General features: G+C 68.4%; 23 protein-coding genes. 12 read left to right on the top strand and 11 right to left on the bottom strand.

Annotated features, from left to right (window positions below):
* Positions 1-28: 28 nt before the first annotated feature.
* The 10 genes from rpsS to rpsL all read right to left on the bottom strand — a co-directional run bounded on the left by rpsS (position 29) and on the right by rpsL (position 8,099).
* The gene (rpsS, locus tag IEY88_RS40175) at positions 29-310 is read right to left on the bottom strand and encodes a 30S ribosomal protein S19 (RefSeq protein WP_030478300.1); all 282 of its coding nucleotides are present in this window, start codon (positions 308-310) and stop codon (positions 29-31) included.
* 18 nt (positions 311-328) lie between these two features.
* Entirely contained in the window at positions 329-1,162 is an 834-nt protein-coding gene (gene rplB / locus IEY88_RS40170) for a 50S ribosomal protein L2 (RefSeq protein WP_030478299.1), read from the bottom strand.
* A gap of 19 nt (positions 1,163-1,181) precedes the next feature.
* Positions 1,182-1,481, bottom strand: coding sequence for a 50S ribosomal protein L23 (gene rplW, locus IEY88_RS40165; protein WP_090065868.1), 300 nt, complete (start codon positions 1,479-1,481; stop codon positions 1,182-1,184).
* Positions 1,478-2,164 (bottom strand): 50S ribosomal protein L4, encoded by a 687-nt coding sequence (rplD, locus tag IEY88_RS40160; protein ID WP_189160159.1) that lies wholly within the window; start codon positions 2,162-2,164, stop codon positions 1,478-1,480. The genes rplW and rplD overlap by 4 nt, the downstream gene beginning before the upstream one ends.
* A complete protein-coding gene (rplC, locus tag IEY88_RS40155; protein WP_189160158.1) occupies positions 2,164-2,814 on the bottom strand; it encodes a 50S ribosomal protein L3 in 651 nt (216 codons plus the stop codon). Before rplC ends, rplD begins: the two co-directional genes overlap by 1 nt.
* A gap of 27 nt (positions 2,815-2,841) precedes the next feature.
* Positions 2,842-3,147 carry a 30S ribosomal protein S10 gene (gene rpsJ, locus IEY88_RS40150; RefSeq protein ID WP_003938093.1) on the bottom strand — a complete coding sequence of 102 codons (306 nt, stop codon included), beginning with the start codon at positions 3,145-3,147 and terminating at the stop codon, positions 2,842-2,844.
* A 587-nt stretch (positions 3,148-3,734) separates the two neighbouring features.
* A complete protein-coding gene (tuf, locus tag IEY88_RS40145) occupies positions 3,735-4,928 on the bottom strand; it encodes an elongation factor Tu (RefSeq protein WP_189160157.1) in 1,194 nt (397 codons plus the stop codon).
* 148 nt (positions 4,929-5,076) lie between these two features.
* Complete coding sequence (gene fusA, locus IEY88_RS40140) at positions 5,077-7,179, bottom strand: elongation factor G (protein ID WP_189160156.1); 2,103 nt, start codon at positions 7,177-7,179, stop codon at positions 5,077-5,079.
* A 75-nt stretch (positions 7,180-7,254) separates the two neighbouring features.
* The gene (rpsG, locus tag IEY88_RS40135; RefSeq protein WP_030478293.1) at positions 7,255-7,725 is read right to left on the bottom strand and encodes a 30S ribosomal protein S7; all 471 of its coding nucleotides are present in this window, start codon (positions 7,723-7,725) and stop codon (positions 7,255-7,257) included.
* Positions 7,725-8,099 carry a 30S ribosomal protein S12 gene (gene rpsL, locus IEY88_RS40130; RefSeq protein ID WP_030473471.1) on the bottom strand — a complete coding sequence of 125 codons (375 nt, stop codon included), beginning with the start codon at positions 8,097-8,099 and terminating at the stop codon, positions 7,725-7,727. The genes rpsG and rpsL overlap by 1 nt, the downstream gene beginning before the upstream one ends.
* Positions 8,100-8,407: 308 nt before the next feature.
* Here rpsL and IEY88_RS40125 point away from each other — a divergent pair, with 308 nt between their 5' ends.
* From IEY88_RS40125 to IEY88_RS40075, 11 genes are all read left to right on the top strand, one after another.
* On the top strand, positions 8,408-8,893 hold the full coding sequence (locus IEY88_RS40125; RefSeq protein ID WP_189160155.1) for a hypothetical protein: 486 nt from the start codon (positions 8,408-8,410) through the stop codon (positions 8,891-8,893).
* Entirely contained in the window at positions 8,890-9,339 is a 450-nt protein-coding gene (locus tag IEY88_RS40120; protein ID WP_189160154.1) for an LppU/SCO3897 family protein, read from the top strand. Before IEY88_RS40125 ends, IEY88_RS40120 begins: the two co-directional genes overlap by 4 nt.
* Positions 9,340-9,384: 45 nt before the next feature.
* Positions 9,385-9,942 carry a YbaB/EbfC family nucleoid-associated protein gene (locus IEY88_RS40115; protein WP_189160153.1) on the top strand — a complete coding sequence of 186 codons (558 nt, stop codon included), beginning with the start codon at positions 9,385-9,387 and terminating at the stop codon, positions 9,940-9,942.
* The gene (locus IEY88_RS40110; RefSeq protein ID WP_189160152.1) at positions 9,939-10,253 is read left to right on the top strand and encodes a WXG100 family type VII secretion target; all 315 of its coding nucleotides are present in this window, start codon (positions 9,939-9,941) and stop codon (positions 10,251-10,253) included. Before IEY88_RS40115 ends, IEY88_RS40110 begins: the two co-directional genes overlap by 4 nt.
* A 21-nt stretch (positions 10,254-10,274) precedes the next feature.
* Positions 10,275-14,669, top strand: coding sequence for a WXG100 family type VII secretion target (locus IEY88_RS40105; protein WP_189160151.1), 4,395 nt, complete (start codon positions 10,275-10,277; stop codon positions 14,667-14,669).
* The gene (locus IEY88_RS40100; protein WP_189160150.1) at positions 14,666-16,771 is read left to right on the top strand and encodes a type VII secretion system-associated protein; all 2,106 of its coding nucleotides are present in this window, start codon (positions 14,666-14,668) and stop codon (positions 16,769-16,771) included. The genes IEY88_RS40105 and IEY88_RS40100 overlap by 4 nt, the downstream gene beginning before the upstream one ends.
* Positions 16,772-16,783: 12 nt before the next feature.
* Positions 16,784-17,608: a phosphotransferase family protein gene (locus tag IEY88_RS40095; RefSeq protein WP_229694206.1), complete on the top strand. Its 825-nt coding sequence runs from the start codon at positions 16,784-16,786 to the stop codon at positions 17,606-17,608.
* 66 nt (positions 17,609-17,674) lie between these two features.
* Positions 17,675-17,956: a TFIIB-type zinc ribbon-containing protein gene (locus tag IEY88_RS40090; RefSeq protein WP_229694205.1), complete on the top strand. Its 282-nt coding sequence runs from the start codon at positions 17,675-17,677 to the stop codon at positions 17,954-17,956.
* Between the two features lie 89 nt (positions 17,957-18,045).
* Complete coding sequence (locus IEY88_RS40085; RefSeq protein WP_189160148.1) at positions 18,046-18,492, top strand: hypothetical protein; 447 nt, start codon at positions 18,046-18,048, stop codon at positions 18,490-18,492.
* Positions 18,489-18,926 (top strand): hypothetical protein, encoded by a 438-nt coding sequence (locus IEY88_RS40080; RefSeq protein WP_189160147.1) that lies wholly within the window; start codon positions 18,489-18,491, stop codon positions 18,924-18,926. Before IEY88_RS40085 ends, IEY88_RS40080 begins: the two co-directional genes overlap by 4 nt.
* Positions 18,927-19,026: 100 nt before the next feature.
* A complete protein-coding gene (locus IEY88_RS40075) occupies positions 19,027-19,308 on the top strand; it encodes a DUF4287 domain-containing protein (protein WP_189160146.1) in 282 nt (93 codons plus the stop codon).
* Here IEY88_RS40075 and IEY88_RS40070 read toward each other — a convergent pair.
* Entirely contained in the window at positions 19,305-19,880 is a 576-nt protein-coding gene (locus IEY88_RS40070) for a TetR/AcrR family transcriptional regulator C-terminal ligand-binding domain-containing protein (RefSeq protein ID WP_229694204.1), read from the bottom strand. The genes IEY88_RS40075 and IEY88_RS40070 overlap by 4 nt on opposite strands.
* A 26-nt stretch (positions 19,881-19,906) precedes the next feature.
* Between IEY88_RS40070 and IEY88_RS40065 the strand changes: the two genes are divergently transcribed.
* A complete protein-coding gene (locus IEY88_RS40065; protein WP_229694203.1) occupies positions 19,907-21,007 on the top strand; it encodes a DUF418 domain-containing protein in 1,101 nt (366 codons plus the stop codon).
* Positions 21,008-21,016: the final 9 nt, after the last annotated feature.

Genomic DNA, 21,016 nt, shown 5'->3' with positions numbered 1-21,016 from the left:
TGTTCCCTTGCTCTTCTCAGTTCGACGCCTAGCGGCGACGAGACTTCCGGTCGTCCTTGATGTGGCCCTTGAAGGTGCGGGTCGGGGCGAACTCGCCCAACTTGTGCCCGACCATCGCCTCGGTCACGAACACCGGGACGTGCTTGCGACCGTCGTGCACCGCGATGGTGTGGCCGAGCATGTCCGGGATGATCGTGGACCGGCGGGACCACGTCTTGATGACGGTCTTCTTGCCCGCTTCGTTCTGAACGTCCACCTTCTTGAGCAGGTGGTCGTCGACGAAGGGACCCTTCTTAAGGCTGCGAGGCATCCTTCACTCCCTCCCTGCTCAGCGCTTCTTACCGGTGCGACGACGCCGGACGATGAGCTTGTCGCTTGGCTTACGGCGGCGGGTACGGCCTTCGGGCTTACCAGCCGGGTTGACCGGGTGGCGACCACCGGAGGTCTTACCTTCACCACCACCATGCGGGTGGTCAACGGGGTTCATGGCGACACCGCGGACGGTGGGCTTCTTGCCCTTCCACCGCATGCGGCCGGCCTTGCCCCAGTTGATGTTCTGGTGGTCCTTGTTGCCGACCTCGCCGAGCGTGGCGCGGCAGCGCACGTCCACGTTGCGGATCTCGCCCGAGGGCAACCGCAGCTGGGCGTACGGACCGTCCTTCGCAACGAGCTGGACCGAGGCACCAGCCGAGCGCGCCATCTTCGCGCCGCCGCCGGGGCGGAGCTCGATGGCGTGGATCACGGAACCGACCGGGATGTTGCGCAGCGGCAGGTTGTTACCCGGCTTGATGTCGGCCTTGGGGCCGTTCTCAACCGTGTCACCCTGCTTGAGCTTCTCCGGGGCGATGATGTAGCGCTTCTCGCCGTCTGCGTAGTGCAGAAGCGCGATGCGCGCGGTGCGGTTGGGGTCGTACTCGATGTGAGCGACCTTGGCCGGCACGCCGTCCTTGTCGTTGCGGCGGAAGTCAATCAGGCGGTAAGCCCTCTTGTGACCGCCACCCTTGTGCCGCGTGGTGATCTTGCCCGACGCGTTGCGTCCACCCAGCTTGTGCAGCGGGCGGATCAGCGACTTCTCCGGAGTCGACCGAGTGATCTCGGCGAAGTCGGAGACGCTCGCACCGCGACGACCAGGCGTCGTCGGCTTGTACTTGCGAATGCCCATCTCTACGCAGTCCTCGTCATCAGGCGGCAGGGCCGCCGAAGATCTCGATCGACTTGCTGTCGGCAGACAGCGTGACGATCGCGCGCTTCGTGTCCTTGCGCTTGCCGAAACCGCTCTTGGTCCGCTTGCGCTTGCCCTGGCGGTTGATGGTGTTGACGCTGACGACCTTGACGCCGAAGACCTTCTCCACGGCAATCTTGATCTGGGTCTTGTTCGAACCCGGCGCCACCAAGAAGGTGTACTTGTTCTCCTCGAGGAGCCCGTAGGACTTCTCGGAGATCACCGGCGCGAGCAAGATGTCCCTGTGGTCGGGGATCACTTGGAACCCTCCTCGTCCACGACCGCCGCCGAGGCCTCAGCCGAGCCGCGACCCTGCTGGGCCTTGCTGGCGAGGAACACGTCGAGCGAGTCCTTGGTGAACACCACGTCGTCGTTGACGAGCACGTCGTAGGTGTTGAGCTGGTCAGGCGCGATCACGTGCACGTGCTGCAGGTTGCGCACGCTGACCCACGCGACCTCGTCGGTGCGGTTGAGCACCACGAGAACGCGGCGGGCCTGGGTGACCGACTCCAGGACCTTGCGCGCGGTCTTGGTCGACGGGGTGTCCCCGTCCACCAGGCCGGACACGACGTGCACCTGGTTCGCGCGGGCCCGGTCGGACAGGGCGCCACGCAGAGCGGCGGCCTTCATCTTCTTGGGCGTCCGCTGCGAGTAGTCGCGCGGCTGCGGGCCGTGGACGACGCCACCGCCGGCGAACTGCGGCGCACGCGTCGAACCCTGGCGGGCACGGCCGGTGCCCTTCTGGCGGTAAGGCTTCTTGCCACCGCCGGACACCTCGCCGCGGGTCTTCGTGGAGTGCGTGCCCTGGCGCGCGGCAGCCTGCTGGGCCACGACGACCTGGTGCAGCAGCGCCACGTTGGCCTGCGCGTCGAAGACGGAAGCCGGCAGCTCGACCGAGCCGGCGGACTTGCCGTCCGGGGTGCGGATCTCAACAGTCGACATCAGGCACCGCCCTTCGCTGCAGTCCGGACGAACACCAGACCACCCTTGGGGCCGGGAACAGCGCCCTTGATGAGCAGCAGGCCGTTCTCGGCGTCGATCTTGTGCACCTTCAGGTTCTGGGTCGTCACACGCTCGTGGCCCATGCGGCCAGCCATGCGCAGACCCTTGAAGACGCGACCAGGCGTGGCACAGCCACCGATGGAACCCGGCGAGCGGTGCTTGCGCTGGGTGCCGTGGCTGGAGCCGAGGCCCTTGAAGTTGTGGCGCTTCATGACACCCGCGGTGCCCTTGCCCTTGCTGGTGCCGGTGATGTCGACAACAGCGCCGGCCTCGAACACCTCAGCGGTGATCTCCTGGCCGACCGTGTACTCGCCGGCGTCCGCCGTGCGCAGCTCCGCCAGGTGGCGACGGGGCGTGACCCCGGCCTTGGCGAAGTGCCCAGCAACGGGCTTGTTGACCTTGCGCGGGTCAATCGCGCCGGCCGCCAGCTGGACGGCGGTGTAGCCGTCCTTCTCTTCGGTGCGAACCTGGGTCACGACATTGGGCTCAGCCTTGACGACGGTCACCGGGACGACCCGGTTGTTCTCGTCGAAGACCTGAGTCATGCCGAGCTTGGTGCCCAGGATGCCCTTCATCTGCCTGTCAGACATTGGTCCGTTACTCTCCGCGCCCAACGCTTACTGGATGTTGACGTCGACGCTGGCCGGCAGGTCGATGCGCATGAGCGCGTCAACCGTCTTCGGCGTCGGGTCGAGGATGTCGATCAGCCGCTTGTGCGTGCGCATCTCGAAGTGCTCGCGCGAGTCCTTGTACTTGTGCGGCGAGCGGATGACGCAGTACACGTTCTTCTCAGTGGGCAGCGGCACAGGCCCGACAACCCGAGCGCCGGTGCGCGTCACGGTCTCCACGATCTTGCGTGCAGACGCGTCGATCGCTTCGTGGTCGTAGGCCTTGAGCCGGATGCGGATCTTTTGTCCCGCCATAATGGCTTGCCGTTCCTCTGCTTCTCGTAACCGCTGCGGTGCGGTGCCTCGGATGAGGCCTTTTACAGCCTCTTGGCGCGCTCCGCCCCTGTTGAAGTGTCATGGTGCCCGGTCCACGCGGTCGGGCGTGTCGCGCCCGCTACGCATACCGGTCCCACTCAAGGTCTCCCCGGTGGGATTGGGCCTACCACACAGCCCATGCACCCTGATGCCCATCTCCGCAAGGAGGCGTTCACTAACAGGGCGCGGACGCTCGATCGAAGGACTCAGGCACGCACGAGTGCGACCCGTGCCTTCATCGAGCAACCCGTAAAGGATGCCACACGGGCGTGGGGCACTCCAAATCGGGGTGGGTGACTTGGACCCAGATCACGTGCGGATCTTGGCCGGTGAGCCGCTGTGTCCGTCGCATGTGGAGCGACGGCCGTGCCGGTTCCATTGCCCGGCAACGGAATCGCGGCGGCGCTCTGTCACCCGCGCGCCTGCGGCAGCCCAACGTGAGCTGACGCACAATTCGCATCTTGACGACGAAAGCCGGGCCAACGAAGATCGTTGGCCCGGCTTCACGCCGAACTGGTGCAGCTAGATCACTTGAGGATCTTGGTGACCGAGCCGGCGCCGACGGTGCGGCCACCCTCGCGGATCGCGAAGCGGAGGCCCTCGTCCATGGCGATCGGCTGGATCAGCTTGACGTCCATACCGGTGGTGTCACCCGGCATGACCATCTCGGTGCCCTCGGGGAGCGTCACAACGCCGGTCACGTCCGTCGTCCGGAAGTAGAACTGGGGACGGTAGTTGTTGAAGAACGGCGTGTGGCGGCCACCCTCGTCCTTGGACAGGATGTAGACCTGCGCCGTGAACTCGGTGTGCGGGGTCGTGGTGCCCGGCTTGACGATGACCATGCCGCGCTCCACCTCCTCGCGCTTGATGCCACGGAGCAGCAGCGCGGCGTTGTCGCCGGCGCGGCCCTCGTCCAGGAACTTCTTGAACATCTCGATCGAGGTGACGGTCGTCTTCTTCGACGTCTCCTTGATACCGACGATCTCGATTTCCGAGTTCACGTTGATGATGCCGCGCTCGATGCGACCGGTCACCACGGTGCCGCGGCCGGTGATCGTGAAGACGTCCTCGACGGGCATGAGGAACGGCTTCTCGGTGTCGCGCTCCGGCTCCGGGATCGCCGTGTCAACGGCGGCCATGAGCTCGAGGACGGACTTGCCCCACTGCTCGTCGCCCTCGAGCGCCTTCAGCGCCGAGACGCGCACGACCGGCAGGTCGTCGCCCGGGAACTCGTACTCGGAGAGCAGCTCGCGGACCTCGAGCTCGACGAGCTCCAGGATCTCCTCGTCGTCCACCATGTCGGCCTTGTTCAGGGCGACGACGATGTAGGGGACGCCGACCTGGCGGGCCAGGAGGACGTGCTCCTTCGTCTGCGGCATGGGACCGTCGGTCGCCGCCACGACGAGGATGGCGCCGTCCATCTGCGCCGCACCGGTGATCATGTTCTTGATGTAGTCGGCGTGCCCGGGGCAGTCGACGTGCGCGTAGTGACGGTTCTCCGTCTGGTACTCGATGTGCGCGATCGAGATCGTGATGCCGCGCTGCTTCTCTTCCGGCGCCTTGTCGATCTGGTCGAACGCGAACGAGGCGTTCACATCGGGGTACGCGTCGTGCAGAACCTTGGAGATCGCCGCGGTCAGCGTGGTCTTGCCATGGTCGATGTGACCGATGGTGCCGATGTTGACGTGCGGCTTCGTCCGCTCGAACTTCGCCTTGGCCACTGGATTGTCCTCCTGGACTTCTTTTTTGCTGGTCCGGCGGGCATCTGTGGCCACCCGCCGGACTTACACGTCAGGGTCTGAAAGTAGCGGACCCCAGGGATTCACCCCCGGAGAGCCCGCGGTGGAACTGCGGTGCTCCGGTGGGGAGTTACTCCCCGGTCGCCTTCGCGATGATCTCCTTCGAGACGTTCGCGGGAACCTCTGCGTAGGAGTCGAACACCATCGAGTAGTTGGCACGACCCTGGGTCTTGGACCGCAGGTCACCCACGTACCCGAACATTTCCGACAGCGGAACCAGTGCCTTGACGACACGGACGCCGCTGCGCTCCTCCATGGCCTGGATCTGGCCACGGCGGGAGTTCAGGTCGCCGATCACGTCGCCCATGTACTCCTCGGGCGTCGTGACCTCAACGGCCATCAGGGGCTCGAGGATCGCGGGAGACGCCTGACGGGCGGCTTCCTTGAGGGCCATCGAACCAGCGATCTTGAACGCCATTTCCGAGGAGTCGACCTCGTGGTAGGCGCCGTCGAGCAGCGTCACCTTCACGCCGACCAGCGGGTAACCCGCCAGCACGCCGTACTGCAGCGCGTCCTGCGCACCCGCGTCGACCGACGGGATGTACTCGCGGGGGATGCGACCACCGGTGACGGCGTTGACGAACTCGTAGAGCGCGCCGTCTTCCTTCTTCTCCAGCGGTTCGACGGTGACGAGCACCTTGGCGAACTGGCCGGAACCACCGGTCTGCTTCTTGTGGGTGTAGGAGTACTTCTCCACCGCACGGCGGATGGTCTCCCGGTACGCCACCTGAGGCTTGCCGATGTTGGCCTCGACCTTGAACTCGCGGCGCATGCGGTCCACCAGGATGTCCAGGTGGAGCTCGCCCATGCCGGCGATGATGGTCTGGCCGGTCTCCTGGTCGAGGTTGACCCGGAACGTCGGGTCCTCCTCGGCCAGCTTCTGGATCGCGGTGCCGAGCTTCTCCTGGTCCGCCTTCGTCTTGGGCTCGATGGCCACCTGGATGACGGGCTCGGGGAAGGTCATCGACTCGAGCACGATCGGGTGCTGCGGGTCGCACAGGGTCTCACCGGTCGTGGTGTCCTTCAGACCGATCACGGCGTAGATGTGGCCCGCGATGGCCTCGGTGACCGGGTTCTCCTTGTTGGCGTGCATCTGGAAGATCTTCCCGATGCGCTCCTTGCGGTCCTTGGTCGCGTTGATGACCTGGGTGCCCGCGGAGACCTGACCCGAGTAGACCCGGATGTAGGTCAGCTTGCCGAAGAACGGGTGCACGGCGATCTTGAACGCCAGAGCCGAGAACGGCTCGTCGCTCGAGGGGCTGCGCTTCACGATCGTCTCGCCGTCCTGCAGCGTGCCCTCGACCGGGGGAAGGTCGAGCGGCGACGGCAGGTAGTCGATGACCGCGTCGAGCATGGGCTGGACGCCCTTGTTCTTGAACGCGGAGCCGCACAGGATCGGGTACGCGGTACCCGCGGCGACGATCTTGCGCAGGCCGGCCTTGATCTCCTCGACGGACAGGTCGCCCTGGTCGAAGAACTTCTCGGTCAGCTCGTCGTCGGTCTCGGCGACGGCCTCGAGCAGCTGCTCGCGGTACTCCTGCGCCTTCTCGAGCAGATCCGCGGGGATCTCCTCGATCGCGTAGTCCTCGCCCTTCTGGACTTCGCCACGCCACGTGAGGGCACGCATCTCGATCAGGTCGACGACGCCGATGAAGTCGCTCTCGGCACCGATCGGGATCTGGAGCGGCAGCGGCTTGGCGGCCAGCCGGTCCTGGATCGTCTTGATCGTGAAGTAGAAGTCCGCGCCGAGCTTGTCCATCTTGTTGACGAAGCAGATGCGCGGGACGTCGTACTTGGTCGCCTGCCGCCAGACCTGCTCGGACTGCGGCTCGACGCCCTCCTTGCCGTCGAAGACGGCAACGGCGCCGTCGAGGACGCGCAGGTTGCGCTCGACCTCGACGGTGAAGTCGACGTGGCCGGGCGTGTCGATCAGGTTGATCTGGTGGTTCTTCCAGTAGCAGGTCGTCGCGGCCGACGTGATCGTGATGCCGCGCTCCTGCTCCTGCTCCATCCAGTCCATCACGGCAGCGCCGTCGTGAACCTCGCCGATCTTGTAGCTGATCCCCGTGTAGAAGAGGATCCGCTCAGTCGTCGTGGTCTTGCCCGCGTCGATGTGGGCCATGATCCCGATGTTGCGGACCTTGGCAAGATCAGTGAGCACGTCCTGTGCCACGGGTCTTTCCCCTGTCTTGAGCTTGTGAGCTCACTAGTGCTGGGAGAGCCCGGCCTCTGCAGGCCGGGCGTCAGATCACCAGCGGTAGTGGGCGAAGGCCTTGTTGGACTCGGCCATCTTGTGCGTGTCCTCACGGCGCTTGACGCTCGCACCGAGGCCGTTGCTCGCATCGAGCAGCTCGTTCATCAGACGCTCGACCATGGTCTTCTCACGGCGCTGCCGGGAGAAGGTGATCAGCCAACGGAGCGCCAGCGTGGTGGAGCGACCGGGCTTGACCTCGATCGGCACCTGGTAGGTCGCACCACCGACGCGGCGGCTCTTGACCTCCAGCGACGGCTTCACGTTGTCGAGCGCGCGCTTCAGCGTGACGACCGGGTCGGTGCCGGTCTTCTCGCGAGCACCTTCGAGCGCTTCGTAGACGATCTTCTCGGCCACCGAGCGCTTACCGTCGACCAGCACCTTGTTGATGAGCTGGGTCACGAGAGGCGAGCTGTAGACCGGGTCAGAGATAAGCGGCCGCTTCGGGGCCGGTCCCTTGCGGGGCATTAGCTCTTCTCCTTCTTCGCGCCGTAGCGGCTGCGAGCCTGCTTGCGGTTCTTGACACCCTGCGTGTCGAGAGAGCCACGGATGATCTTGTAGCGAACACCCGGCAGGTCCTTCACACGACCACCGCGCACGAGCACCATCGAGTGCTCCTGGAGGTTGTGACCCTCACCGGGGATGTAGGCCGTGACCTCGATACCGCTGGTCAGCTTCACGCGAGCGACCTTGCGCAGTGCGGAGTTCGGCTTCTTGGGGGTGGTGGTGTAAACGCGGGTGCACACACCGCGCCGCTGCGGCGAGCCCTTGAGGGCCGCCGTCTTCTGCTTGGCCACCTTGTCCTGGCGGCCCTTGCGGACCAGCTGCTGGATCGTTGGCATTCGCCGGCTGCTTCTTCCGTCTTTTGAGGGTTCGCCTTGCGGTTCACCCTCGTGTTTCTTGATCCCTCTCTGCACCCGAGGTCGGGCGTGTCGCCCGCTCCCAAGGTCCGCAAGCAACAGTTCAACTGCCACTGCGAGTGGAGGACACCGCTGCCTCACGGGCACGCGGAGCGGCCCGACATGGGTCGGGCACAGGTAGCAAAGATACCCGCCCACGTCTACCTGGGTCAAAACGGGGGTACCGCACCCGCGCCTGCAGTAGACATTGCCCTCGGCAACCAGGCTACTCGTGTGACGGAGAACGCGTCTTGAAGCTCAACCTGCTCGTGTACGGCCTGATCGGCGCCCTGGTCCTCGGAAGTGTGTTCTACATCGCAAGGGATCTGCTGGCGGACGGGCCACTGGTCGGTGACTGCGCCACGCAGGTGAAGAACGTCACCGAGCTGAAGATCGAGGAGACCGGGTGCCGGTCCAGCAAGGTCAGCATGTCCTCGGCCGAGTTCGAGGTCGGCGAGATCGACACGACCTGCCCCGCCGGTGACTACCTGGCCGTCCCCCGTGACGACGAGAAGACCTGTTACCTGTTCCGGGCGTCCGTCGGGGCCTGCTTCGTGAGCAAGGACTACCCGAACACGGGCCAGCCGGTGCTCGTCCGCGGTGACTGCAAGGCGCCGGGAGCCCGCAAGAGCGTCGACGTCCTGCACGACACGTTCGACAAGTCGCGGTGCGCGAACAAGGAGCTCTCGCTCGCCTACTCCGAGCCCGCCAGGACCATCTGCATGGACAAGCTGTGAGGTCCGCCGCCCTGCTCGCCGCTCTCGCCCTGGTGCTGTCCGGGTGCTCCGGCTGGAACGAGCAGGCCGGCGTCGGCGAGTGCGCGAAGCAGGTCGACGTGAACAACACCAGCGTCGAGATGGCCGAAGTGGACTGTTCGTCGCAGGAGGCCGTGTACCGCGTGTCCTCCCGTGAGCGACGCACGATGTGCCCGACCGGTGACTACCTGACCGAGTCCTCGGGGCGTTCGCGGACGAACGGCAAGACGCGGCTCTGCTACGTCCTCAACGTGCAGGAGGGCGACTGCCTCAAAGCGGTCAACCAGTACTTCGAACGGGTGGCGTGCGGCACCGGGACGCGCAAGGTCACGAAGGTCGTGGACGGCAAGTCGGACAAAGCGCTGTGCAACGGTGACGACGCCAAGACGTACTCACAGCCGGTGAAGACGATCTGCATCACCAACTGAGCCGTTCGGCCGACACGAGTTGATCGTGTTCGGTAGGTTTCCGGCGTGCTCGACGACGATCAGCTAGCAGCTCGTAACGCAGGGTTGCGCGGCACCCTCGACAACCTGATGCGGGAGCTCAAGGACCGCACCGACGGGTTGCGCGACGCCCAGGCCGCGATCGCGGCGATGTCGGGTGTGGCGTCCTCCCCCGACGGCAACGTCGTGGTGACCGTGGACTCGACGGGCGTGCTGGACAAGCTCGAACTCGGGCCACGCGCGCTCGAGCGGGTCACGCCCGAGCAGCTGGCGCAGACGATCACGCAGGTGGCCCGGCGCGCCGCGCAGAACGTGCGCGAGCGGGTCAACGCCCACATGGCCCCGCTGACCTCGGAAGAGGGCATCGTCGACCTGCCGGACATCGTGCCCGGCGCACCGTCGATCAAGGACATCTTCCGCGTCGAGCAGCGCGAGGAGCCCGTGCCGCCGCCCCCTCCGTCCGATGAGGACTTCGGTTCCTCGGTGCTGCGCAAGGAGACCCGCCCGGTGCAGCGCGCGGTCAGCACCGACGAGGACGAGGACTTCGGCGGAAACTCGATCATGGGCAAGGGAGACCGCTGGTGAGCGCCGGTGGCCGCACGTACATGGAGGCCGCCGGGGTCCGCTCGGCGGCGGCGAAGATGGTGAGCACCGGCGAGGACATGGCGACCGGCGCCGCCGCGCTCGCCCGCGGCCTCGACGCCGAGGGCCGGTGCTGGGGCGACGACGAGGCGGGCCAGAAGTTCGGCACCGACTACGTGCCCGCGTCCGACGGCGTCCGCAAGGTGATGGCGGAGGTCGCGAAGACGTTGCAGGACATCGGGAAGAACCTCGAAGAGTCCGCGAACCTGATGGAACAGCAGGACCAGTTCAACGCCCGCGGCATCAGCGGATAGCAGTCTGGGGGGATTGCGCACATGGGCATCGAGATGCCCGCCGAGGTCCGCTGGCTCATCCCGATCGTGGTGGGTGACAGCTGGCCGGAAGGCGACGAAACGGCGCTGCAACGACTCGCCGAGGTCTGGAAGCAGGCCGCCACCGACGTCGACGACGCCATGCGCGAGGCCGAGAACGCGGTCAAGCAGGCGTCGTCCAACATGGACGGTGAAGCGGCCGAGGCGTTCAAGAAGTACTGGGAGAAGTTCGTCAAGGGCGAGGAAGCCACCCTCCCCAAGATGAAGGACGTCTCCGACAAGCTGTCGACGGCGTGCCGCAACTGCGCGATGCAGATCGAGTACGCCAAGCTCTCGATCATCATCGCGCTGGTCATCCTGGCCATCCAGATCGCGGTGATGATCGCGTCCGCGGTGGCGTCCTTCGGCGCCTCGACCGCGGGCATCGTCCCGGCCCAGCTGGCAACCCGCGCGGGCGTGCAGATCGTCTTCCGCCAACTCGTCCAGCAGCTGATGCAACAGGTGGGCCGCAACCTCATCGGCAAACTGGCCCTCCAGGTCGGCATCGAGGTCGCCACCTCGGTGGCCACCGACCTCGCCGTCCAGGGCATCCAGCTGGCCAAGGGCACCCGCGACACCCTCGACACGAAGATGACCCTCGACGCGGCCAAGTCGGGCCTCATCTCCGGCGTGGTCGGCGCGGGCGTCGGCGCCGGCATGGGCAAGGCCCTCGGCGACGGCGTGGGCGACTCCATCGGCCGTTCGATCGGCCGCAACGCCGCCGAGGAAGCCATCGTCGGCGCGGGCTCGGCCCTGGCGGAAGGCGCCCTGAGCGAGGAGGGCATCAAGGCCGAGAACGTCCTGTTCGGCGCCACCTCGGGCGCCGTGAGCGGCACCGTCTCGGGCACGAAGTCGGGCATCGAGGGCATGAACGCCGACATCGGCGTCCCCACGGCAGGCGATATGCCGCGCCCGACGTCGGGCGACATGCCCCGCCCGGACACCGCCCCGCGCATGGACGGTCCCCCGGCAGCACCTCCCACCGCCCAGTCCGCTCCGGACGCCGAAGCCCCACCCCGCCGCTCGACCGACGCCACGGCGGCCTCCTACGCGGCCCCGCCGACGGAACAGCCGCACCACCGCGCGGACCCGCCCCCGGCCTCGTCCGCACCGCCGCCCGCACCACAGCAGCAGGGCGTCAGCCAGTCCCCCGGCCAGTCGGCGCCCGCCACCGCCCCGGCCGCGGCGAGTGCTCCGCGCGCTTCCATGCCGTCGGCGCCACCGATGGGCGGCGGGTCGCTGTCGGGTGGCGGCTTCTCGCCGAGCAGCAGCCCGTCGAGCGGCGGAGGCTTCTCGCCGAGCAGCAGCGCATCTCACTCGGGTGGTCCAGCGCCCAGCCACGCTCCGTCCCCGACGAGCAGCAGTCCTGCCGGCGGCAACGCACCGCAGCCCAACCACGGCCCGTCCCCGACGAGCAGCGGCAACCCACCACACGCAGGCAGTCCGGCCCCCAGCCACGGCCCGTCCCCGACGAGCAGCAGTCCCGGCGGCAACGCACCGCAGCCCAACCACGGCCCGTCCCCGACGAACAGCGGTGGCCCCAACTCTGCCGGTGCGCCCTCGCCGGCCACCGGCCACCACGCGCCGGCCGGATCGTCGCCGCCTTCGAGCCACACAGCCCCGTCAGCAGGCAACCACTCCCCTGCACCCCAGCCGGGTGGCCCATCCCCGTCGTCACCAGGTCAGTCGCCCCACCCGGGCGGCCCCCTGTCCGGCAACCACGCCCCGAGCAGCCACACGCCCGCCAGCCCGCCCTTCAGCGGCACGAACAACGGCCCGGCACCGGTCGGCCCGAGCCACCTCCCCGGTGGTCCCGGTCTGCCGGGACCTGGTCAGCACAGGCCTGCCGCAGGTGACGCCGTCCACCAGGCGGCGTCGGCGCCGCTCGCACCGACCCCGTTCACCGCGCCTCCGAACCGTCACAACGAGGCACCGCCCCCACCTCCACCCCCGCAGCCGGGGCAGCAGAACTTCGCGCCACAGCGGCACCAGGGTCCGCACAACCAGGGCTTCCGCCCGCAGCAAGCCGGACCGCATCCGCAGACCGCGCCGCCGCAGCGACCCCAGCGCGCACCGGCACCTCAGCCGGTGCCGCACCAGCCAGTCCCTCGGCACGTGCAGGCGCCACCGCCTCAACCGCACCACGCGCCGGTGCACGGTTCGCAGCACCCGGCACCAGCGCACGTCCCGGCGCCGGACCAGCGTCCGCCCCAGCAACGACCCGCCGATGCCTCCCCACCGCACGAACGGCAGGCGCGGACCCCGCTGGAGGAACTGGCGCGGCAGAAGCGGCCGGTCACCCTGCCGGAGAACCTGAAGCACCTGCAGAACCACACCGCGCACACCAGGGCCGGTCTGTCGCTGCACGACAACGCCGGCGCGGGCTGGAACCGCAGCGACAGCTCGGTCTACTCCGCGACAACGGTCGCGCCCGACCCGCACCGCTACACCGTCGACGTCCACGGGTCCGCGGACGACGTGCGCGTCGGCGACACCAAGCTGACGCCCAAGGACGTCGCCGACATCATCAGGTCGAGCGGCGACTGGGACGGCAAGCAGCCGATCCGGTTGCTGTCGTGCCAGACGGGCACCAAGGCCGACGGGTTCGCCGCGAAGCTGAGCCAGGAGCTCGGCGTGGAGGTCATGGCCCCCACCAAGGACGCGTGGGTCGACGACATGGGCAACGTGTTCGCCAGCTCCACCCACTACGACCACAAGCGCGGCGGCGACTCGCCCGGCTGGCCGCCCAACGGCGACTGGGCCACGTTCAAACCGGACGGCACCAGCTCGAAGCACGAGAGGTCCACCGCGCCGGGCACCACGCCGACCTGGGGCGACGACGTCCCTGAGCAGGGCGTGCGCGCGCACCGCCGCGGTGAGCCGATGGTGTGGGTCCAGGACGGGTTCGGCAACGCGAGGCTCGTGCCCGCGAGCCATGTCGCGCCGCCGCACCAGGTCAGGCAGCCACCACCGCCACCGCCGAACTGGGGTCCGCAGCCCCACCGCGGCCAGCGACCGCCCATGCCTCCCCCGCCACCGCAGGGTCACGGACGCCACCCGGCCGGTCCGCCGCAGCAGCGGTTCCCCCAGCAGGGCCAGATACCTCAGCGCGCTCCCCAGCAGAGCCAGTTCCCGCAGCGGCCACAGCAACAGGTTCCCCCGCGGCCGCCGCAGCAGGGCATGGCTCCGCAACGCCCCGTGCAGCAGGGCATGGCTCCGCAGCGTCCTCCGCAGCAGCAGGGTCCGGGTCCGCAGCGCTTCCCCCAGCCGCCTCCGAACCAGCAGCGACCGCCGCTCCCGCCGCCTCAGCAGGAGGCCCGCCCGCTGCCGCCCAACCCCGGTCAGCAGCGGCCGAACTGGCAACCTCCCGCACCGGGCGACGGCTGGCGTCCCGCGCGGCCGGCGGACGTGTCCGAGGTGCAGTGGCACCGTCCGGGAGACGACAGCCCGGTCCCGAGCACACGCGCCGATGTCGTGCCTCCTGTCGAGCAGGCACCCGAACGGCGCCCGGACGCGACGCCCGAGCCGGAGCACACCCCGGTCCCGGAACAGCAGTCCGCCCACACCGAGGACTCGGTGCCCGCCGCCGAGCCCGTCCACGATGTCCAGCCGGTCAGCGAGCCGGCGCCGAAGCCAGAACTCCCGCCGTCGGAGCTCACAGCGGACGAAGACCCGCTCGGCATCCAATCGCGCTTGGCAGGCTTCCTGCCTCCGCCGGACATCCGCGGCGAATGGGCCCAGAAGGGCCACGACATGCGCGTGGAAGCGGTCGCCAACGGCGCCGTCGACTACGACGACGCGCACACCGCGGACGCACGTGCCCACGGTGTGCAGGCCGCTCCGGAAGGCGCGGCGCTGCACTTCGAGGACATCAGCGACAAGGCTGCCTGGCGGATCAGCAACGAGCACGTCTACCGGTTCGACAACAGGCATCCCACGACCGTCTTCGGCGAGGGCTTCCATGTCGCGGAGCACAAGCAGGGCGGCAACACGCACGAGCAGGTCACGTCCAACTCCGGCCGCATGGTGTCGACGACCCGCGACTCCGCCTGGTACACGGGCAAGCAGTTCGGCGGCAAGAACGCGCCCCAGATCGGGGACGTCGCGTACAACTACGTGATCGACGCGCCGGGCGGGCTCGACGTGCTCGCCACGCTGGAGCGCGAAGGCAACACGGGCCTGTTGAAGTCCGTCGACCAGGAGGCCGAGATCGGTTTCCTGGGCGGCATCGACCGGCGTTTCGTCAAGGAAGCCGTCGAGGTGAAGTGGGACGGCCAGGAGTGGGTTCCGACGAGGCAGACCTTCACCAACCCGCACTACGAGCCGCACACCACTGATGTACTGGGGACCACGTCATGACGCAGCCTGACAACGCGCTCGGCACGCCCGAGATCACGGACGCCATGCGGGCGACGGCCAAGCAGAGCCCCGGCGCGTGGCTGTACTCGGTCGACCCGATGTTCGACCCGGACGGCGCGGTGCCGCCGTTCGCGATCAGGGGCGCCTTCGCGGTGGACGACCGCGGCGAGATCGGCGAGTTCACCCCGAACGCCCAGTACCGGCCGAGCCCCCGCGCGCTGAAGCTCTCCCCGCCGGAGAACGCGCTGGAGCGGGCGATCGAACTGGCCGCGACCGGCTACGGTCCCGACGCCGACGTGGCGCTCGCGTTGCGGGAGGCCGAGGTCTTCGCCGTCGACCACGAGGACCGTCCCGGGCAGTTCGCCGTCGCCAGGGACGGCGACGACCAGGTCCTGCACCTCTTCACCTCCGAGGCGCGGCTGCCCGGCAACTGGTCGCGCTGGCAGCGTGCGCGCGGCAGCGACCTGGGCGTCCTCGAAGGCGTGCTGCTCCGACTCAACCCCGGCGTCGAGGCGGTGGCGTCGGTGACGATCCCGGCCACCGACCTCCGCGCGAAGACCGAGCCCGAAACCGAGCTGGGCGTCCGTGACTTCGTGGTGTGGAACAACAAGCTGTTCCCCTCGACCAACAAGTGGGTCGACCACCGGATCGCGCTGGAGGTCGTGTTCGACGACGGTTCCGGCACCCCGGAACCGCTGGCACGCAGCCTCGTGGAATCGAGCTTCACCTACTTCGCGCTGGCGTACGACGCCGACGGCACCAGGTACGAGGTGCGCAGGGCCGGTGACGACGGGATCGAGGTGGCGCTCCTCAACACCGGCGGCAAGCCGAAGGAGTTCACCACCAGGCCTCGTGGTGAGTTCGAACGGCTGGCGCAGATGCGCTTCAACATCACCCCGACCCTCGACGTGGCGGACGCGTCACCGCCCTACCTGGTGATCAGCGACTCCGACCAGAAGCCCGCACCGGTGGACTCCCTGGTGGACGAGATCACCGGGTTGCTCACGCGGCACTGCCCCGAGGGCTGGCAGACCATCGTCGTGCAGTGCCACGCGCTGGGACCGTGGCAGGAGCTGACCGCGTCCTTCCGCGACGCGAGCGGTCAGGAGCACCATTGGTTCGCGCCGGTCATGGCCGGGCAGTGGTTCCACCGGCTGCGGGCGGCGAACTACGCCTACCCCCACGGTGCCTGGACGACCGCGTACTACGAGGTCAGCCGGGGCGAGCTGCCGTTGCTGAAGTTCAGCACGCGGGACGAGCCGCGCTGGGCCGTGTACTTCGACCGCGGCCCGATGGACCTCGCGGACCAGTTGCTGCGCACCGAGTTCCTGCACTTCCCCCGTTTGCCCCAGGCCACCCCGCAGTGGATGGCCGCGGCGTTGAGCACGCTCACCCTCACCGGGCCGCCGAAGTCGGTGTTCGCCGAGTCGCCGGCCAAGGGCAACCGGGAGACCCACCTCGTGCGCGTGTTCGACGGGATGGGTGAGGACGAGAAGCCCGTGCTGTTCCGTTCGCCGGTCATTCCCGGCGAGAAGAAGGCCCTGCTCGACTACCTGACCAACGCCACCGTGGTGCTGGCATCGCGGGGCCTCGTCCGCGACTGGATGGACCCGGAGGGTGCGCGGGAAGCGCCGATGGCCTTCCACACCGACGGCCGCTGGGTCTGGGCGAGTTCGGTGGCGTACTACCTGGACAAGTACGACGTCGCCCCGGACCAGGCGTTCCTCGCGCACGTCCGTGAGCGTGGGTACCAGCTGCCGCGACGGTTGTCGTCGCCCGTGCGGGCACGAGCGCTGGCGGTGGCGACGGACGCGCCGGAGCTCGAACCGGCGCTCGCGAGCGAGTTCGACACCGCCGCTCAAGCCGTGCACGGCATCGCCGAGTTCTTGGGCCTGGACCAGCGCGCCTACTCGGTGGGCACGACCGTCGAGAACGCCCTGTGCCTCGTGCGCGAGGAGGACACGTACGTCGTGTTCTGGCTGTACGACGGCGAACGGCGCTTCTACGCGGAGTTCGACTCCCCTGGCGACGCGGCGACCTACCTGATCGGCTTCATGTACAGCTACACGGACGCGCTGCGCCAGCCGCCCACGCCCCAGTGATTCACTGTGCGCGTGGACGACCTGATCGCGGCGATGGCCTCGCTGACCGGCTCTTCCGCCGACCCGGAGGTGCTGGGCGGCGACCGTGGTGACGTCGTGGTCGTGCGCGTCGGCGACGTGGTGGCCAAGGCGTTGCCGGCGGACACCGACGTCGAGGCGCTCGGGCAGCGGCTGGAGATCGCGGCCGCGCACCCCGAGCTGTTCGTGCCGCCGTTGGGGCCGTTGCGGTTCGTGGACGACCGGCCGGTGACGGTGTGGCCGTACGGGACGCCGGTGAGTCAGGAGGACCCTGACAGGGCGCCGTGGGAGGAGAGCGCGGCGCTGCTGGCGAAGCTGCACGTGTTGCCCGTGCAGGGGCCAGTGGCCGGTACGCCGGAACGGATCGTGCGCGCTATTCGGGCGTTGCCACCGGATTTGCCGCACGCCGACGTGGTGCTGCGTGCGTACGAGGTGTTGCCGCCGTTGGACCTGAACGGCCGTGCGTTGATCCACGGCGATTGGCACCTCGGGCAGTTGGTGCACACGGGTTCCTGGCGGCTCATCGACGTGGACGACCTCGGGGTCGGAGATCCGGTGTGGGACCTGGCGCGACCTGCGGCTTTGTTCGCTGCCGGGGTGCTGCCCGACGACCTGTGGGCGCGGTTCCTCAACGCCTACCGTGAAACGGGTGGTGTGGCGCTGCCGACATCCGAGTGGGAAGCGCTCAACATCCCGGCTCAGGCGTACGTTGTGCAGATGGCGGCTCGGGCACTCATGTCCGGGTTGCAGGCAGTGGAACCGCTGGTTGAAGCCTGTCGTCGGATCGTCGCGACGCACGAGAGCAGTGACCGCGGCTAATATCGTTTTGTCCGGTCCCACCGCAGGAGGCTCACCACGATGCAGTGTCCCAAGTGTCATGCGAACATGCGCACGTTCGACCGCATGGGCGTTCACATCGAGCAGTGCGACGGCTGCCGCGGGGTCTTCCTCGACTACGGCGAGCTCGAGTCGATCACGCGTCTCGAGTCCCAGATGCAGGCCCCGCCGCCGCCCGTCGCGCCGCCCGCCGCCTACCCGCAGCCGGCCCAGCCCGCCTGGGGCGCGCAGCCGCAGCAGATCCACCACCACCACGGTGGCGGCCACGCCGGTTACGGCTACGGCCACCGCAAGCACCGCGGCCTCGGTGGTCTCTTCTTCTCCTCCTGAGTGCGCGACGGCCCCGGATCCCTGCTCCGGGGCCGTTGACGACTACCGAAAAAGTAGTGGATAATCGGTAGTCAACGGGAGGAGTAGCCATGTCTGTCGCGACCGAGGCCGCCCACATCCGCGACCTCTTCGACACGATCGAAGAGCTGGAAGCCGTCGCGTCATCCCTGTCGGAAGACGACGAACGCCGTGCCCGCCTCGACGGCGTGGTGGCCAAGACCCTCCGCCAGGCCCCGCCGGTCCGTCCCGTGGTGGCAGGCGAACTGCTCGACCTCACCGAGAAGACGGTGAAGGCCTGGGCCCGTGAAGGCGTGCTCGCCATCCACAGCCAGGAACCGCGCATGCTGCTCGACACCGTGCGCCTGCACGAGGTGCTCCACCTCGTCTCCGACCTCCGCCGCGCCGGCAAGACCCGCGGCCTGATCGACGAAGTCCACCGCCGCCTGAGCGACCAGTCACTGCTGGACCGCCAAGACCTCGCCAACTCCCTGGACGAGATGCGCAGCGGCAGGGGACGCGTGGTCCGCTCGGTTTGATCGAGGTAGTCGAGACCCCCACCGCCCACGCCCAGGCCAACGGCCTGCGCGGCAGAGCCCGCGTGGCCTACGAACGCTTCCTGGACGAACTCGCCCACTCGGGCTGCGCCGCCCTCGGCTACCGGGTCACCGGACCCGAGCCGTTGCCCCGCCTGTGCGTGAAGCACCTGCGAGGCGCCGACCGGGTGGTCGTCGCGTTCCCCTCGCCCGACGTCGTGTGGGTGCTCCTCGTGGGCCCGCACGACGACGACCCGGGCCTCGACCTCTACGAGGCCCTGTACGAGATGGCCGGCGTCCGCCCCCGCATGTCGGAGAAGCGCACCAAGCCGCGTTGCTGCACCGACGAGCCGGGCATCCCACCGCTCGTGGACGAGCACCTGGTGGACGACCTCGTGATCCGCGCCCGAGCCCTGGCCCGCGCCCGCCGCCGCTAGAACCTCCCGGACACCTTCAGCGGACGTCACCGACAAATTTTCTTGTCAAGAACAGGATAGTTGTCCTAGGCTTCGGTCACCACGACGAACGGAGCTCCCGATGTCCTTCCAGGCCTACCTCGACGGTGCGGAGAAGAAGACCGGCAAGACGCCGGCCGACCTGCTGGCGGAGGCGACGAGCCGGGGCTACGACGGCACGACCAAGGCGGGCGTGTTCCTGGAGTGGCTCAAGAGCGACTACGACCTGGGCCGCGGCCACGGCATGGCGCTCTACCACGTCCTCAAGAACGGCCCGCAGATCAGCGCGAAGCACGTCGGCACCCAGGGCACCCACCGGGACGAGTCGACGACGCTTCGGCTGGACGGCATCGCCAACCGCTAGAACCCCAGCGCGGGCAGCAACGCCTCGTCCACGATCGCGGCGAGCTCGTCGGCCGACGGGATGCGGGCGTTGTCGATGGCCAGCTTGAAGACGAGGGCCTCGCCGATCTGGGTGGTGATCGGCGTCAGGCGTGCCGGGTCGAGTCGGCCGCGGGAGGCGTACCAGCGCAGCACGGTCGTGGTGAAGGTGCCGCCACGAGGGTCGAACACCTTGTCCCACAACGTTTCCGCCAACTCCGGGTAACGCTCGCGTTCGGACGTGATCGCCAGCACCGCAGTGGCCGCCGGAGTGGCCATCCACTTCGTGAGCAACGTCAGCGCCGTGATGAGGTCCGCCCTCAGGTCGTCCGCCGCCGGCGTCGGCACCTCCACCGGGTAGGCCTCACCCAGGGCGTCGATGAGCAGCTCGAACGGCGTCGACCAGCGCCGGTACAGGACGGTCTTCGCGGTCGCCGCACGGCGCGCGATGCCTTCCATCGTCAGCTGCCCGAGGCCTGCTTCCACCACCTCGGCCACCACGGCCTCGTGGATGGCGCGGATCAACACCTCGCCTCGCCGACGCTCGGTCGCCACGACCCCACCTTCCCATTAGAGCTACGGTGCCGTATCTTATCACCCAGCGCGCACTTGCGCCGGATCTCGCACGCGGCGTGATGCTGCTGCTCATCGCCCTGGCGCATGCCCACATGTACCTGTCACCGCAGGCGACGGGCTTCAGGTCGTACGCGCTCGACGGCAGCCCGCTCGACCTGGTGGTCACGGGGGTTCAGATCACGCTGGTCGACGGGCGGGCCATGCCGATGTTCGCCGCGTTGTTCGGCTACGGATTCGTGCAGATCGCTGCGCGACAGGGCAATGACGCACGGCGGGTGCTGCGGCGGCGATCAGCGTGGTTGCTGGCGTTCGGATGCGCTCACGCACTGCTGCTGTTCTTCGGCGACATCCTTGCCGCGTACGGACTGCTCGGACTGGTCCTCGCCGGCGCTGTGCGCTGGAAGGACCGGTCGTTGCTGGTGTTCGCCGCGCTGTGGCTGGCGGTGCACGGCGCGGCGGCCACGCTGGCGGGCCTGCGGATCGCGGAGTTCGGGGGCGCGTCGGGAATGGCCTCGGCGACGGATCCGGTGACCGCGATGATCGACCGGATCACGTTGTGGGGCGTGCTCACGCCGTTCTTGATCATCGACCTGGCCGTGCCGTTCCTGCTCGGCGTGTGGGCTGCCAAGCGGAAGATGCTGATCGAGCCGCACGAGCACCAGAAAGCCCTGCGCGCCATCGCGTTCATCGGCGTCGGCACAGCCGTTGTGGGCGGGATCCCGTTGGCACTGGTCGACACCGGGCTCTGGAACGGCTCGCCGGAGGTCGCTCTCCACGTGCTGCACGGCCTCAGCGGAGTCGCCGGCGGCCTCGGCTACGCGGCCCTCATGGGGCTTCTCGCCGTTCACCTCACGCCGGGCCCGGTGATCACGGCCCTCGCCGCCTGCGGGCAGCGGTCGATGACCTGCTACCTGCTGCAGTCCGTGGTGTTCGTGGCCGTGTTCGTGCCCTACGCGGGAGGACTCGGCGACCGGCTCGGCACCGCTGCGGCGTCCGGGGTCGCCTTGCTCACCTGGCTTGCGACTGTCGTGTCCGCGGAGGTCCTGCGCCGCAACAACAAGCGTGGACCGGCGGAGACCCTGTTGCGCAAGCTCGCCTACCGCTGAAAACGCCGA

This window comes from Lentzea pudingi (assembly GCF_014646255.1).
GTDB classification, from domain to species: domain Bacteria; phylum Actinomycetota; class Actinomycetes; order Mycobacteriales; family Pseudonocardiaceae; genus Lentzea; species Lentzea pudingi.
This window is presented reverse-complemented; position numbering and strand designations above follow the sequence as displayed.